The organism is Arthrobacter sp. PM3, assembly GCF_003352915.1.
Taxonomy (GTDB): Bacteria; Actinomycetota; Actinomycetes; order Actinomycetales; family Micrococcaceae; genus Arthrobacter.
Map to the genome: position 1 here is coordinate 1,491,209 of NZ_CP022314.1, position 15,494 is coordinate 1,506,702.

A 15,494-nucleotide genomic window follows, 5' to 3' on the forward strand; every position below is an offset into this window, starting at 1 on the left:
CTAGGTGCTGGAAGCTGTCTTCTGCGTGGTTGCCGCCCAGCTGGTCAGCACTTTGATGTTCTCCTCATGCACGGTTCCGGGTTCTGCAGTGTAGATGTTGAGGGTGCGGGCCGCCCTGGTGGGGTTCGACAGCTCGGCCGACTGATACGTCAGCTCGATGAAGCCGACGACGGGATGCTGCAGCCGCTTGACCCCTTCATGAAGCGAACGGACGTCGTGCGACGCCCACATGGTTCGGAATTCGGCACTCAGGGTTGAGAGTTCGCCGACGAGTTCCCTCAGGGCACGGTCACCGGGCTCCCGGCCCGCTTCGGCGCGTAGCAAGGCGACGGTAGCGGCGGCGCCGCCTTCCCAATCGATGAAATAGTCCCGGGCAACTGGATCGAGGAAATGGAACCTGGCGAAGTTGGCCTGTCCGTTGACGGTGGTGTCGCTTGCAAACATCGGCGCATGGAGGGCCCGGCCCAGCGGGTTGGTGGCGAGGACATCCAACCGGCCGTTGCGCAGGAACACGGCGGACATCGTAACGGAATCGATCATCCACTGCACCGGTCCCGCAACGGCGGCTTCTTTTCGTCCCACGGGCTGCCGCCCTGCTGGTCGCGCTGCTTTAGCAAGATCGAACAAGTAGCCGCGCTCCTCATCGTTGAGCTGCAGGGCACGGGCAACGGATCCGAGCACGTCCTCGGAGACGCCGCTGATGTGGCCCTTTTCGAGCCGGGTGTACCACTCGATGCTCACCCCGGAGAGGACGGCGACCTCTTCGCGTCGCAGCCCGGGCACACGGCGGCGGGTGCCGGCGGGCAGGCCGACCTGCTCCGGGCTGAGCCTGGCCCGACGGCTGGCCAGGAAGTCCCGGATGTCGGCGCGGTTGTCACTCGGATTGTCCATCGTTCCACCATATCCCCCGGCTGGGCCCGTTGAGGGGGGAGAGTTTGTACCCCCATAAACGCGACCTTCCGGGCCGTCTAAGGGGCTGGTCGGATGGATGGCAGATCCACTTCCGGCCCCAGAGGAGATACTGCATGCAAGCGACCGCACCGGCTGTGACTTCGGCTGCCCGATCCAACGCAAGCGGGCAGCCGCCCGCCCGGCTTCCATTCGTGGTTTACGTGCTGGCGCTGGGGACTTTCCTGATGCTCACGAGCGAATTCGTGGTGGCCGGGATTCTTCCGCAAATTGCGGAAAGCCTGCAGGTGGGGGTCGCCCAAGCCGGCTTGCTGATCACGGTGTTCGCGATCGGAATGGTGGTGGGTGCGCCTTCGATGGCGTTGCTGACCCTTCGGTTATCGAAGCGCGTGACCTTGATCCTGGCACTCGTCGTGTTCGTCGTCGGGCATGTCGTCGTCGCCCTGGGACCGGACTTCACCGTGCTCGTGGCAGCCCGGTTCGGCACCGCACTGGCGACGGGTGCTTTCTGGGCGGTCGCCGCTGTCGTGGCGACGCGCGCCGCGGGCCCGGCGTCCGGTGCGCGCGCTGTCGGGGTTGTGGGCGCCGGCGGTGCACTGGCCACCGTCCTCGGTGTGCCGCTCGGCGCGTTCGTTGCGCAACTCGTCGGCTGGCGCGGCACCTTCTGGACGCTGGCGGCCGCCGCCGCGGTAGCCACCTTGCTGATCGCCCGCTTCGTTCCACGCGAGGCGCCTGCGATGCAACCGGCGTCGATCCGTTCTGAACTGGGCGGGCTCCGGTCGGCCCGACTGTGGCTGGCACTGGCTGCCTGCAGTACAACCTGCGGAGGCGTGCTCGCCGCCTACTCCTACATCGCTCCAATACTCACCGACCATGCTGGCCTGCCTGAGGCGCAGGTGCCGCTGGTGCTCACGGGATTCGGCGTCGGATCAGTCGTCGGCACGCTCCTCTGCGGCCGCTACGGCGACGCACACCCGGCCATGATAACCATCGTCACCCCGGCCGTGACCACCGTCCTCCTGCTGGCGATCACTTTGGTCTCCGGTTCGCCGTGGCTGACCGGCGCTCTAGTGGTACTGCTGGGCCTGTTCGGCCTTAGCGCCAACAGTGTGCTGATTCACCTCGCGGTCCGTTTCGCCGGGACCGCCGCAACGCTCGGATCCGCGCTCAGCGTCTCCGCGTTCAACCTCGGCACCGCCATCGGCAGCGCCGTCGCCGGTGCCGCCCTGCTGACGCCTCTGGGCATCTCCGGCCCGCCCATGGTTGGAACGGCCATCGTCGCGTTGACCCTGCTCCCCACCGTTGCCCTCGCGCTCAAGGGGCGCCGCCGCGCGACGACCCAAGAAAGCGCGACGGCGTAGTTCCCACCGGTGCGTGCGGGAGACTACGCTTTTGCCTGCTGGCGCAGGCACTTGCCAACCAGGCACAGATTGGCCAGGGTGGCAGGGCACATGGTGAGGACGGCACGGTGACCAGAGAGACGAGACTCAGCGGACCGCACTGGCGGCGGGTGGTGGCAACGCTTGCTGACACCGACGCACGAACCGTCTACGCGCAAGTCGTGCTCGGCGTCGGGCTCCCGGACGTCCTTCCTGGTCTGAACGACCAGCGGCGAGCCCGGGCCATCGCCGCCCTGATTGAGTCCGGGCTCGTCGAACGGAGGGCCGACAACGAACTGGAGGCGCCTGAGGCGATCTTCCGCGAGCTTCTCAAGCAACAACCCCGCCGGCAGGCGCAGACCGGACTGGATCGCTTCATGCGCCTGGGCAAAATCGAAAGGTATCCGGCCAACTTGAAGGAGCGGCGGGAACTCCTCGCGTGGATTGTCAGCGACGCAATCGAACCGGGAGAACGCCTTACGGAAAGACAGGTCAATGAACGGCTTCTCAGTTATTCCGACGACGTCGTGATGCTGCGCCGCTACATGGTCGACTTCGGTCTGCTGGAACGCACGCCCTCGGGCTCCTCGTACTCGCGGCCCCAATGATGGATCCCTGCGGCCCGGGCCCGCGTTCGCAACCTTGACTTTGTGAAGACGCCGTGCCCAATATCGTCACGGGAGGGCCATCCTTTTGGCCTGGTCCCTCTGTTTCGTTGCGGTCGCGGCCGTCTCATTTACCCGGGGTTTAGATTGCTCCCGAAGGAGCCCCAGGAGAGAGTCCTCACTGATGCAGGTCCGTACATCTCCGCTTCGCGGCGCATCCCAAGGACGCCGCAGATTCAAGGTGCACCCGACACGATATCAACCAGGCCACAGGTCACTGAGGTTGACGGCATGGCTGGTCGCGATGGTGTTCGCCACCGCTACTGCTTCGGCGGCGCCAGCACATGCCGCCCAGCCGCCGGACGGATGCGCGCAGGTACGCGTTGTCGCGGCCAGAGGCTCGGGGCAAAACCCGTTCACTGCCAACAGCGGTATGGGGCCGGAAGTAGAGACGTTCTTCTCATCGCTGAAAGCCCAATTGCCCGGTGTTGACGTCCGGTACTGGGCAGACCCGTATCCTGCCGTTGCCGTTTCGTCTTTTGCGTATGCACCGGGCTACAAGGGTTCCCGCTATAGCGCCAGCGTCCAGCAAGGCGAACTTCTCGCGGACCGATACGTCCACGACCACCTCAATGGCTGCCCGTCGGAACATCTGGTGATAGCCGGGTACTCCCAGGGCGCTCATGTCCTGCACGACATCTGGAACAAATACGCAGGCAACGGGGGTCTCGACAAGCTGCGTGGGCGCTTGGACGGACTTGTGCTGTTTGCTGATCCGCTTTTCGATGCTTCACAGCGAAACCCGGTTCCCGACTACAGCCTGGACATCGGCACCTTCACGCAGTCCAACCACGGCGGAATTCTGGGATCCAACGCGGTTGTATGGACTCCTCAACAAGAGACAACCCATTTCATGCATTCCTACTGCCGGGGCGGCGATCCGGTATGTGACGCCGTCGGCTGGAACGTGGGAATCCATACGTCTTACGTTAATGGCGGGATTCCCCAGGGGGCTGCAGAGTCCTTGTCGAGGTGGCTCAGCGGGCACTACTTCCACTCTTAGGCCGGGCCCAGGGACTCCGGCCTCATAGCACCCTGTGATCAGCGTCTCAAATAAGTCGGCCCGCAAGCGGGAACCCGGCGACGGCAGGTAAAGTTATCTATTCGTAACATTCCCTGACTGAAATGCGTAAGACTATGCCTGCAGACTCCGCAACCGACGACAAACCGAAACCGTTCCTCGGACTCAATGGCCCCCAGACGATTGGCTCGGCTTTGGCCGCAGTGACCTCCGCACTCGTGGGATCATTCCTGGGCGTTGCCGGGACGCTCATTGGCGCCGCGCTTGGCTCTGTCATCGCCACGGTGGGCGCCGCTCTCTACGCCCGGACGCTCAGTTCGGCTGCCACCGTGGCGATGAAGAATATCCCGCAGCGGCGCAGGGGCAGACTGCCCGCGGACGACGCGCTGGCCGCTGTCGCTGCCGGCGAGAGCGACGAACCCCCGGCCAAACGCGTGAGGAGGCCGATGACCCCCAAGACTTGGATCAGAGTCGGGGCCGTCAGTGCTGCCGCCTTCGTCGTCGCGATGGTCGGTCTCACGGCGGTCGAATTCGGCACCCATAAGCCCATCTCCAGCCTTATGTCGTCGACATCGAGCGCGAACGGTACGACCGGACAGACGACGCTGGGCGCCGCGTTCAGCGGCAATCAGACCGCCCCGGACAAGACAGACAAACCGGCTGCAGACCCGAAGGACGTGCCTGAACAAGTCGGGGATAGCACCAAGGGTCAGGGTGGCCAGACAACGGACGTTAGCCCCAGCCCTGATGCCGGGGACGGCGGCTCGACAGGAATTCAAGGGCCGGGAGCCGCCCAGTCGAACCCCACGACGCCAGCGGACCTCACGCCCGCAACCGAACAGAGCCCGACGCCGGCCCCCGAGCCTGCACAGACCCTGAATCCGGACGTATCCCCGACTTCAGGAGCAACCGAGCAGCCCGCACCGTGATGACGAATCCGGATTCAGGAACGACAGGAATGTCGGTACCGGTCGGAAACTGAGCCGAAGTTGGATAGACAGTCGGTCCGGCCGCCGTCCATAGATCTGACCGAACGCAACGACCCCGCACGCTTCTGCGTGCGGGGTCGTTTCGGCTTTCAAGAGCCAGGGCAGCGACGACAGAGAGACCTAGAAGTCCCAGTCCTCATCTTCCGTATTGACGGCCTTGCCGATCACATACGACGAACCCGACCCCGAGAAGAAGTCGTGGTTCTCATCAGCGTTCGGCGACAGGGCCGACAGGATGGCCGGGTTCACGTCCGTGACGGAGGCCGGGAACATGGCCTCGTAGCCGAGGTTCATGAGTGCCTTGTTGGCGTTGTAGTGCAGGAACTTCTTGACGTCCTCGGCCAGGCCGACGCCGTCGTAGAGGTCGTGCGTGTACTGGACCTCGTTCTCGTACAGCTCGAACAGCAGCTCGAAGGTGTAGTCCTTGATTTCCTGGCGCTTCTCCTCGGAAACCTTCTCCAGGCCCTTCTGGAACTTGTAGCCGATGTAGTAGCCGTGCACGGCCTCGTCGCGGATGATCAGGCGGATCAGGTCGGCCGTGTTCGTCAGCTTGGCCCGCGAGGACCAGTACATCGGCAGGTAGAAGCCGGAGTAGAACAGGAAGCTCTCCAGCAGCGTCGAGGCCACCTTGCGCTTGAGGGGGTCGTCGCCCTGGTAGTAGTCCATGACGATCTGGGCCTTCTTCTGAAGGTTCTCGTTCTCGGTGGACCAGCGGAACGCCTCGTCGATCTCCTTGGTGGAGGCCAGCGTGGAGAAGATGGAGGAGTAGCTCTTGGCGTGCACGGACTCCATGAACGCGATGTTCGTGTAGACGGCCTCTTCGTGCGGGGTGAGGGCGTCCGGAATCAGCGAGACGGCGCCGACGGTGCCCTGGATGGTGTCCAGGAGGGTGAGGCCGGTGAACACGCGCATGGTGAGCTGCTGCTCGGCCGGGGTCAGGGTGTTCCACGACTGCACGTCGTTGGACAGCGGCACCTTCTCCGGCAGCCAGAAGTTGTTGACCAGGCGGTTCCAGACATCCACGTCCTTGTCATCCTGGATGCGGTTCCAGTTGATCGCCTCGACGTGGCTAAGCAGCTTGACCTTCTCGGTCATGTCATCCCCTCAATGTTGGGTTAGTTCTCTAGTTAAAGCGTACGACGGCGGGCGGGCACCCGCCGTCGTACTCGCATGCCTCAGTCGGAGGCTAGAGCATGCAGCTGACGCAGCCCTCCACCTCGGTCCCTTCCAGCGCGAGCTGGCGGAGACGGATGTAGTAGATGGTCTTGATGCCCTTCTTCCAGGCGTAGATCTGGGCCTTGTTGATGTCGCGCGTGGTGGCGGTGTCCTTGAAGAACAGGGTCAGGGACAGGCCCTGGTCCACGTGCTGCGTGGCGGCGGCGTAGGTGTCGATAACCTTCTCGTAGCCGATCTCATAGGCGTCCTGGTAGTACTCCAGGTTGTCGTTGGTCAGGTACGGCGCCGGGTAGTACACGCGGCCCAGTTTGCCTTCCTTGCGGATCTCGATCTTGGACGCCACCGGGTGGATCGAGGAGGTGGAGTTGTTGATGTAGGAGATCGAGCCGGTCGGCGGGACAGCCTGCAGGTTCTGGTTGTAGATGCCGTGCTCCATGACGGATGCCTTCAGCTCACGCCAGTCATCCTGGGTGGGGATGTGGATGTTCTTGAAAAGCTCGGCGACCTTGGCCGTCTGCGGCACCCATTCCTGCTCGGTGTACTTGTCGAAGAACTCGCCGGAGGCGTACTTGGACTTCTCGAAGCCGCCGAAGGTCTGGCCGGTCTGGATGGCCAGCAGGTTGGAGGCGCGGACCGCGTGGAACACCACCGAGTAGAAGTAGATGTTGGTGAAGTCCAGGCCCTCTTCGGAACCGTAGTGGACCCGCTCGCGGGCCAGGTAGCCGTGCAGGTTCATCTGGCCCAAGCCAATGGCGTGGCTCTGGTCGTTGCCGCGGGCGATCGAGGGCACCGAGGTGATGTTGGACATGTCCGAGACAGCCGAGAGGGACCGGATGGCCGTCTCGATGGTCAGACCGAAGTCCGGTGAGTCCATGGTCTTGGCGATGTTCAGCGAGCCCAGGTTGCAGGAGATGTCCTTGCCCGTGTGGTCGTAGGACAGGTCATCGTGGTACGTCGTGGGCTGGGAAACCTGGAGGATCTCCGAGCACAGGTTGGACATGATGATCTTGCCGTCAATCGGGTTCTCCCGGTTCACGGTGTCCTCGAACATGATGTACGGGTAGCCGGACTCGAACTGGATCTCGGCGAGGGTCTGGAAGAACTCGCGCGCCTTGATCTTGGTCTTCTTGATCCGGGAATCGTCCACCATCTCGTAGTACTTCTCGGTGACCGAGACGTCGGAGAACGGCATCCCGTAGACCTTTTCGACGTCGTACGGGGAGAACAGGTACATGTCCTCGTCCCGCTTGGCGAGCTCGAAGGTGATGTCCGGGATCACGACGCCGAGCGAGAGGGTCTTGATGCGGATTTTCTCGTCCGCGTTCTCGCGCTTGGTGTCCAGGAAGCGGTAGATGTCCGGGTGGTGCGCGTGCAGGTACACGGCGCCGGCGCCCTGGCGGGCACCGAGCTGGTTGGCGTAGGAGAAGCTGTCTTCGAGGAGCTTCATCACGGGGATGACGCCGGAGGACTGGTTCTCGATCTGCTTGATCGGCGCGCCGACCTCACGGATGTTCGTCAGCGCGAACGCGACGCCGCCGCCGCGCTTGGACAGCTGCAGGGCCGAGTTGATGGAACGGCCGATCGACTCCATGTTGTCTTCGATGCGCAGCAGGAAGCAGGAGACCAGCTCGCCGCGCTGCTTCTTGCCGGCGTTCAGGAACGTCGGGGTGGCCGGCTGGAAGCGGCCCTCGATGATCTCGTCGACCATCTGGGTGGCAAGCTTCTCGTCGCCGCGGGCCAGGTGCAGGGCCACCATGCAGACGCGGTCCTCGTAGCGCTCCAGGAAGCGCTTTCCGTCGAACGTCTTCAGCGTGTAGGAGGTGTAGAACTTGAACGCGCCGAGGAAGGTCTCGAAGCGGAACTTCTTCTTGTACGCGCGGTTGAAGAGCTCGCGGATGAAGTTCATCGTGTACTGGTCGAGGGTCTCGCGCTCGTAGTACTCGTTCTTCACGAGGTAGTCGAGCTTTTCCTCGAGGTCGTGGAAAAACACGGTGTTGTTGTTCACGTGCTGCAGGAAGTACTGGTGCGCGGCCTCGCGGTCGGCCTCAAACTGGATCTCGCCGCTGGGTCCGTAGAGGTTCAGCATGGCATTGAGCTCGTGGTAGCCCAGACCCTTGTAGGCGGCCGGCATCTCGGGCTTCTGCTTAAGTTCGACGGCGGCACCGGTGTTGGTGCCCGTGGGCAGGCCCCCGCCTTCGGTCACTGCTTTGTCTGCGACAGTCGTGTCCAAAACTCTTCCAATCCTTCTTGTACACGGGAGACGTCTTCCGGCGTGCCCATGAGTTCGAACCTGTATAGGTGGGGGACGTTGCATTTTGCGGCGATGATGTCCCCCGCCATGCAGTAGTTATCCCCGAAATTCGTGTTGCCCGCTCCGATCACGCCGCGGACCAGCGCCCGGTTGCCCGGGTTGTTCAAGAACCTGATGACCTGCTTCGGGACCGATCCCTCTCCCCCGGTGCCGCCGTAGGTCGGCACCACCAGCACGTAGGGCTCGCATGCCTCCAGCGGAGCGTCCCTCAGGTAGAGAGGGATCCTGGCGGCCTCGACGCCCAGTTTTGCAACGAAGCGTGCGGTGTTCTCGGATGTGGAGGAAAAGTAGATCAGCCGGCTGTGTGTCTGTTCCGGAGACGCCTGTTCCGGGGCCGCCGTGCTGACCGCTTCCCCACCGTCAGCCCGGGCAACTGCCCGATCCTTGCTTGCCAGGTTCTCCGTAGTTGCCAGTTTTTTGGTTGCCGCCGGGCCTTTGGTTGCTGCCCGGCTCTCAGTGGTTGTGAGTGCAGCCATAGGGCTCACCTCGTCTGCCGGGAAATCCCGCCCGGCGGCGGGTTCCGGGGCGTTTCAGGCTACAGCGACGGCGGCAGCCTGCGCCAGTTCTTCAATCTTGTCCGGGCGGAAGCCGGACCAGTGGTCCTGGTCGGTAACGACGACCGGGGCCTGCATGTAGCCCAGGGACTTCAGGCGCTCGAGGGCTTCCGCGTCCTGGGAAATGTCGACGCTCTGGTAGGCGATGCCCTTCTTGTCCAGAGCGCGGTAGGTCGCGTTGCACTGAACGCAGGCCGGCTTCGTGTAAACCGTAACGGTCATGGTCTTAGTCCCCTTAGTTGAAAATCATTTCGGAGCGCTTCCCCGGCTCCGACTGTCCCGCGTTCATGCTCTGCTGGAACTGTATGTCGATACTACATGTAGTGCAAGAGCCTCGCGTGGACCCCAAGATGATGTATTACAAGTATGTCATTTAACCCACCGTTAATCCACAGGAGGGGGCCCTCCAAATGTCCGGAATTACGCCGGTTTGGCGGACGAAATCCACACCCTGTGGAGTAGTTAGCCACATTAATCACCCCCGCGTGTCGCACCGCAGACGGCGTGTCGCGGACATCTTCCGGGGTCTGTTTGGTGGCGCGAAACACTGCATCTGGTGTCCGGCCACACGAAAAGGAGGCGGGCACTTGTGTGCCCGCCTCCTGATGGCGTGATCCTTCTAACAGACGGGGGGTGTCCCGGCGTCTAAGCCGGCGCCGGCCGGCTGCACAGGATCTGGTCGACCCCCATCCGGCCCTCCGCGAAGCTGCGCAGCGCGCCGACGAGGTAGAGCCGCCAGACGCGGGCGATCTCCTCCCCCATCATCCCGACGGCGGCGTCGTGGTTTTCCTCAAACCGGGCGTACCAGGCTTCCAGCGTGCGGACATAATCGCGGCGCATGCCCTGCACGCCTTCGATCTCCAGGCCGGCATCCTCGAGGAAGCCCAGCGTCTCCCCCACCGGGCGCATGTGCATGTCCGGGGCGATGAAGGACTCGATGAACGGACCGCCGCCGGGGTGCCGGCCGTGGCGGGACATCTGCTGCAACAGGACCCGGCCGCCGGGCTTGACGTTGTTGAACAGGCCGGCGGCGTAGACGGGGTAGTTGCGCTGGCCGACGTGCTCACCCATCTCAAGGGAGGCGACGGCGTCGAACGGCCCGTCCGGGATTTCGCGGTAGTCCTGGACCCGGATTTCCACCTGCCCTTCCAGCCCGCGCTCCTTGATGCGGGCGTCGATGAACGCCTTCTGCTGGACGGAGAGGGTGACGCCGACGACGTCGACGCCATAGTGCTGTGCCGCGTGCAGGCTCAGCGACCCCCAACCGCAGCCGACGTCCAGCATGCGCATGCCCGGCTGCAGGCCGACCTTCCGGCACACCAGGTCCAGTTTGTCCCGCTGGGCGTCCTCCAGCCCGTATCCGGGTGAGGTGTCCGTCCAGTACCCGCAGGAGTAAGCCATCTGCGGGTCCAGGATCAGGGCGTAGAAGTCGTTGCTGAGGTCGTAGTGGTGGCTGATGGCCGCCCGGTCCCGGAGCAGGCTGTGCAGCCGGCCGGTCACCTTCGCCTGGCTGGCCGGCGGCTGCGGCGGGGCACCCAGGGCGCCGGCGGATTTGGCGATCCGGGCGACGCCGGCCAGGAGGGCGGGCGTCGGGCGGATTCCGGAGAGGCCGCGGTCCCGGACCACGCGCCACAGGTGTTCCAGCGCGGCGTTGAGGTCGCCGTCGACGTCGAGTTCCCCGGTGACGTACGCCTGCGCGGCACCCAGCTCCCCGGGTGCCCACAGCAGCCGGCGTATGGCAGCCGGCGAGTTCAGCCGGACCACCGGCGCGCCAGACGGGCCGGCCTCGCTGCCGTCCCAGACGATCAGGCGGACCGGAAGTTCGCCCCCGACGACGGGCCGCAGGACCTCGGCGATCAGTCCGGCCAGCGGGCCGGCGCCGGCCTGGTTCCCGGCGCCGGATTGGTTCCCGGCCCTCACCGGGGTGGTGGCGGTCCCGGCGGTGTTTCCGGTCTGCTGTGCCGTCACTGGGCGGCCCCCTTCGAACCTGCGGTCTTTGATCCAACACTCTTTGAACCGGCAGAGTCGAGCACGATCTGCTGGACGTCGAGGTATCCGGTCTCAAAGCCGGCCCGGGAGTAGCACAGGTAGAACAGCCACATCCGCTGGAACACCGCGTCGAAGCCCATGGACTCAACCTCCGCGGCGCGGGCCATGAACCGTTCCGACCAAAGCCGCAGCGTCTGTGCGTAGTGCTCCCCCATGGCCAGGCGTTCGCGGACCCGCAGCCCGGTCTGTTTCTCGGTGATGTCCTCGATGGCCCGGACGGAAGGAATGACGCCGCCCGGGAAGATGTACTTGTGCACCCACGTGTAGCTCGTGCGGGTGGCCATGAGCCGGTCGTGGGCGATCGTGATGGCCTGGATGGCCACCTTGCCGCCGGGGGCCAGGACCCGCTCGATCGTCTGGAAGTACGTGGCCCAGTATTCGAATCCCACGGCCTCGATCATTTCGACGGAGACGACGGCGTCGTACTCACCCTCGACGGCGCGGTAGTCCTTGAGGTCGATCGTGACGGCGTCCGTGTAGCCGGCATCGGCGACGCGCTTGCGGGCGAGGTCCTGCTGTTCACTGGAGAGCGTCACGGAGTACACGGTGGCGCCCCGGGCCGCGGCCCGCAGCGCGAGTTCGCCCCAGCCGGTGCCGATTTCCAGGACCCGGGTGCCCTCTTTCACGCCGGCCTTGTCCAGCAGGCGGTCAATCTTGGCCTGCTGGGCGGCCGCAAGGCCGTCCCAGGCCACAGTCCGCAGGGCGTCGCCGCTGTCCGGGAACAACGCGCTGGAGTACGTCATGGTGCTGTCCAGGAACGACGCGAAGAGTTCGTTGGAGAGGTCGTAGTGCCGGGAAATGTTCGAGCGCGTGTTCTTCTCGGTGTTGCGTTCCCGGCGCGGCTGGCGCGGCAGGTAGAGGCCGCGCAGCTTCTGCAGCGGCTCCGGCACGAGCGTCCCCACGCGGGCGGCGAAGACTTCCATGACGGCGGTGAGGTCGTCGGCGTCCCAGTCCCCGGCCATGTAGGACTCGCCCAGGCCGATCAGTCCGCCGTCGCCGAGCCGGGCGGCGAAGGCCTCCGGCCGGTTGATGGTCATGACCGGGTAGGCGGCCGCAGGGTCGGCGCAGACGCCGCGTTCCAGCGCGGCCCTGCCCTGCGGGGTGATGCCCGCCGCCTTGCCCAGAACAGTGCCGTCCGGGTAGCGGACTTCCAGCGGGAGGGTCCGAACTGCCGCCTTGAAGATGGCTTCCGCGACGCGCCCGGCCACCCGGGCCTTGAGGGTCGAGGGCACGGTGGCGATGCTGGGCCAGATGGCGGCGTCGATGGTGGCGGGCGGGCGGGGCACCGTGTACGGCACGGTGTACGCCACTGTGCCGTTCGCGGTCCTGCCGTTACCGGTACCGCTGTTTTCGGTGCTGACGGCGTTGCCCTGTGGCCGTCCCGTACCGGCTCCGGTCGCTTCGGTCATTGTCACTGAACTGCCTCCTGTGCGGGGTGGTCTGGTCTTTTGATAATGGGCAGGCGGCGGGCCCACAGCTTGATGCCCTGCCAGCGGATCTGTGCGGCGACGCGCAAGGGCGCCAGGGGAACGGCGAGCGCCGCGGCCAGGATGTTCCGCGGGGTCGCTCCGTGCCGGACGCCGTCCAGGGTGGCGACGAAGGGCCGGTGGCCTTCGCGCTCCAGGACGATCGAGACGGCGAGCCGGTCCCCGGGTTCGGGGAGCTTCATGCGGTACTCGCCGTCGACGTCGTTGAAGGGCGAGACGTAGAACGCCTTCGGAACGCGGGCGCGGCCGCTGCTGTCCGTTTCGAGGAGGTAGCAGTGCCGTTCGCCGTAGGTGTTGTGGACCTCGGCGACGACGCAGCGGAGCTTGCCGGCGGCGTCGTGGCACCAGAAGACGCTGAGCGGGTTGAACACGTGCCCGAACACCCGGGCGCTGGCCAGCATGGTGATGCGGCCGCCGTCGAGGCCAATTCCTTGGAGGTCGAGGTACCGTTCCACGTTGCCGCGCAGCGTGCCGTCCGGGTCGCCGAGGTGGTCGCTGACGCGGAAGCCGGCCAGCGGCCGGAGCAGGCGCGGCAGTTCCGGGAGGTGGTCGACGTCCACGTACCAGCTGTAGCTGCGGTACGTGAAGGCGTTGTGCAGCGGTGTGCGCCGTACATGCGAGATCTCCGTGCGGTAGATGGCCGGAGGCCGGGGTGCCGTGGGAGTGCTCATGGCGCCTCCGCGGCGGCCGGCTGGAGGTCCGGGTCGACGGCGGCCGGGCCGGCGGACTGGTCCCAGTGGCGGCCCAGCCGGGCGGCGGCCTTGAGTCCGGACAGGGCGCCGTCTTCGTGGAATCCCCAGCCGTGGTAGGCACCGGCGAACGCCAGGCGGCCGTCACCCAGGCCCAGGATCCGTTCCTGGGCTTTCAGTGAGTCGGGTGTGTACTGCGGGTGTTCATAGACCATGCGGTCCAGGACCGTGGCGTCGTCGATCAGTTCGGATTCGCCGAGGCTGACGATGTACCGGCCCCCGTCGACGGGCTCCAGCCGCTGCAGCCTGGTCATGTCGTAACTGACCAGGACCCTGTCCGGGCGGGCGTCGCAGGACGGCAGGCGGTAGTTCCAGGAGGCCTGCGCCCGGGGGCTGGCCGGCAGCACGGTGGCGTCGCGGTGGAAAAGCGTCCTGTTCACCGAATAGGGCATGCCGCCCAGGGCTTCTTTCTCATCGGGCGAGGCGTCGGCGAGCATGCGCAGGGCCTGGTCCGGGTGGGTGGCGATCACGACTGCGTCGAAGCGTTCCGTCCGGCTCCCTGCACCGGACGCGGATGCGACGTCCACGCCATCGGCGTGCCGCAGCACCGAGGTGACGGGGCTGGCCGGCCGGACATCGGGCAGGGTGGCGGCCACCTTGTCCACGTAGCTGCGCGAACCGCCCGTGACGGTCCGCCACTGCGGCGACCCCTTGACACCGAGCAGGCCGTGGTGGCCCAGGAAGGTGAAGAGGTAGCGGGCGGGGTAGGCCAGGGCGGTGTTGGGGTCGCAGGACCAGACGGCGCTGACCACGGGGGTCATGAAGTGCGAGACGAAGTAGCTGCTGAACTTCTCGCGGGCCAGGAAGTCCCCGAGGGTGGGCTCCTGCCCGCCGGTGCCGGGCTGTGCCAGCAGGGCGCGGGCCCGGCGGTGGAAGCGGGTAACCTCCAGGAGCAGCCGCAAGTAGCGGCCGCGCAGGAGGGTGGACGGCCTGGGAATGATGCCGCTCGCATTCGGACGCGCGCCGGCGTATTCCAGCCCGCAGCCGTCGCAGCGGACGGACATGCTCATTTCCGAGTCCTGGGTTTGGATGCCGAGCTCACCGAAGAGCCGTAGAAGGGTCGGGTAGGTCCGCTCGTTGTGGACGATGAAGCCTGTGTCCACGGCCAGGGCAGGGCCGCCGGACTGCGGCACCTCGTGGGTGTGGGCGTGGCCGCCAAGCCGGGCGTCGGCTTCGAAAAGTGTCACCCGATCCTGCCGGTTGAGCACATACGCGGCCGTCAGCCCTGCCACCCCGCTGCCGATCACGGCCACCCGCCGCCCTGCCGGAATCCCTGCTGCTTGCGTCACTGCTCTGCTCCTGTTGTCTGGCCGGAATCGTCTTATGGGCGATTCGTCGCCGTGGGGCGGACGGATGAGTAGGAATCCCGGAACTTTGTCTTCGGATTCTTCCGCATGCGCACGTCCGCGCCGCGCAGACATTCCGGACGGTGACGCCCGGCCGGGCGGTGGGCAGGGTGGATGCACTTCTTCGGCTGTGAGGAGCGCTCAGCGCCTCGTCTCGTACCGGGTCATCACCACGCCGCCGGGAAACGTCTTCGTCTCCACCAGGTCCAGGTTCACCCAGCTGTCCACGGCAGTGAAGAACGGGGTGCCGCCGCCCACCAGGACCGGATGGGTGACCAGCACGTATTCGTCGATCAGCCCGGCCCGCATGGCCGCCCGGGCGAGCGTTGCGCCACCGATGCTCATCGGGCCGCCGTCCCCGTCCCGGTCCTTGAGCCGGGTGATCTCGGCAATCGCGTCGCCACTGACCAGGCGGGCATTCCAGTCGACCTTGTCGATCGTCGAGGAGAACACCACCTTCGGCGTGTCCCGCCAATTGTGCGCGAAGTCAATCTCGGCTGGGGTGGCGTTGGGCTGCTGGTCGCCGGTGGGCCAGTAGGAGCTCATGGTCTCCCACAGCTTGCGCCCGTACAGCGAGAGGCCGATCGCCCGCTCCTGGTCGAGCCACCACTGGAAGAGTTCCTCGCTCGGCGCGCTCCAGCCGATGTCGTCACCGGCCGCGGCGATGTAGTTATCGAGGGTCAGGTTCATACCGTAGATCAGCTTCCGCATGGCGCCAGCCTTTCGTGAGTCGGTCCAGGGGTTATAGCCCAGCACGCCGCGGGAATCTCCGCAATGCCCCAGGGAGCCGCTGAGGGCTTCGAGCCCTAAAGCCGCTACGGGCAGGGGCACAGCGTTCCGGCCGGGCCGGATATGCCAC

The 15,494-nt window shown here is 65.6% G+C and carries 14 protein-coding genes; 4 read left to right on the top strand and 10 right to left on the bottom strand.

Annotation, left to right across the window (positions count from 1 at the left end):
* A complete protein-coding gene (locus CFN17_RS06870) occupies positions 1-891 on the bottom strand; it encodes a helix-turn-helix transcriptional regulator (RefSeq protein WP_208750685.1) in 891 nt (296 codons plus the stop codon).
* A gap of 134 nt (positions 892-1,025) precedes the next feature.
* Between CFN17_RS06870 and CFN17_RS06875 the strand changes: the two genes are divergently transcribed.
* The 4 genes from CFN17_RS06875 to CFN17_RS06890 all read left to right on the top strand — a co-directional run bounded on the left by CFN17_RS06875 (position 1,026) and on the right by CFN17_RS06890 (position 4,903).
* Entirely contained in the window at positions 1,026-2,270 is a 1,245-nt protein-coding gene (locus tag CFN17_RS06875) for an MFS transporter (RefSeq protein ID WP_208750686.1), read from the top strand.
* Positions 2,271-2,377: 107 nt separating this feature from the next.
* Positions 2,378-2,896: a DUF2087 domain-containing protein gene (locus CFN17_RS06880; protein ID WP_208750687.1), complete on the top strand. Its 519-nt coding sequence runs from the start codon at positions 2,378-2,380 to the stop codon at positions 2,894-2,896.
* 301 nt (positions 2,897-3,197) lie between these two features.
* Complete coding sequence (locus CFN17_RS06885; protein ID WP_208750688.1) at positions 3,198-3,956, top strand: cutinase family protein; 759 nt, start codon at positions 3,198-3,200, stop codon at positions 3,954-3,956.
* Between the two features lie 134 nt (positions 3,957-4,090).
* Entirely contained in the window at positions 4,091-4,903 is an 813-nt protein-coding gene (locus tag CFN17_RS06890; protein ID WP_208750689.1) for a hypothetical protein, read from the top strand.
* Between the two features lie 180 nt (positions 4,904-5,083).
* Here the strand turns inward: CFN17_RS06890 and nrdF are convergent, their stop codons facing one another.
* From nrdF to CFN17_RS06935, 9 genes are all read right to left on the bottom strand, one after another.
* Positions 5,084-6,058: a class 1b ribonucleoside-diphosphate reductase subunit beta gene (gene nrdF, locus CFN17_RS06895; protein ID WP_018761532.1), complete on the bottom strand. Its 975-nt coding sequence runs from the start codon at positions 6,056-6,058 to the stop codon at positions 5,084-5,086.
* 91 nt (positions 6,059-6,149) lie between these two features.
* Entirely contained in the window at positions 6,150-8,270 is a 2,121-nt protein-coding gene (gene nrdE / locus CFN17_RS06900; RefSeq protein ID WP_208751378.1) for a class 1b ribonucleoside-diphosphate reductase subunit alpha, read from the bottom strand.
* A 68-nt stretch (positions 8,271-8,338) separates the two neighbouring features.
* The gene (gene nrdI, locus CFN17_RS06905; protein WP_261792445.1) at positions 8,339-8,746 is read right to left on the bottom strand and encodes a class Ib ribonucleoside-diphosphate reductase assembly flavoprotein NrdI; all 408 of its coding nucleotides are present in this window, start codon (positions 8,744-8,746) and stop codon (positions 8,339-8,341) included.
* Positions 8,747-8,980: 234 nt separating this feature from the next.
* A complete protein-coding gene (nrdH, locus tag CFN17_RS06910; RefSeq protein WP_018773329.1) occupies positions 8,981-9,226 on the bottom strand; it encodes a glutaredoxin-like protein NrdH in 246 nt (81 codons plus the stop codon).
* A gap of 423 nt (positions 9,227-9,649) precedes the next feature.
* Positions 9,650-10,873: a cyclopropane-fatty-acyl-phospholipid synthase family protein gene (locus tag CFN17_RS06915; protein WP_222612679.1), complete on the bottom strand. Its 1,224-nt coding sequence runs from the start codon at positions 10,871-10,873 to the stop codon at positions 9,650-9,652.
* A 95-nt stretch (positions 10,874-10,968) separates the two neighbouring features.
* The gene (locus CFN17_RS06920) at positions 10,969-12,468 is read right to left on the bottom strand and encodes a class I SAM-dependent methyltransferase (RefSeq protein WP_395926490.1); all 1,500 of its coding nucleotides are present in this window, start codon (positions 12,466-12,468) and stop codon (positions 10,969-10,971) included.
* A complete protein-coding gene (locus CFN17_RS06925; RefSeq protein WP_208750692.1) occupies positions 12,465-13,211 on the bottom strand; it encodes a DUF1365 domain-containing protein in 747 nt (248 codons plus the stop codon). The genes CFN17_RS06920 and CFN17_RS06925 overlap by 4 nt, the downstream gene beginning before the upstream one ends.
* The gene (locus CFN17_RS06930; RefSeq protein WP_261792395.1) at positions 13,208-14,578 is read right to left on the bottom strand and encodes an NAD(P)/FAD-dependent oxidoreductase; all 1,371 of its coding nucleotides are present in this window, start codon (positions 14,576-14,578) and stop codon (positions 13,208-13,210) included. Before CFN17_RS06930 ends, CFN17_RS06925 begins: the two co-directional genes overlap by 4 nt.
* A 198-nt stretch (positions 14,579-14,776) precedes the next feature.
* Complete coding sequence (locus CFN17_RS06935; protein ID WP_208750695.1) at positions 14,777-15,346, bottom strand: dihydrofolate reductase family protein; 570 nt, start codon at positions 15,344-15,346, stop codon at positions 14,777-14,779.
* Positions 15,347-15,494: the final 148 nt, after the last annotated feature.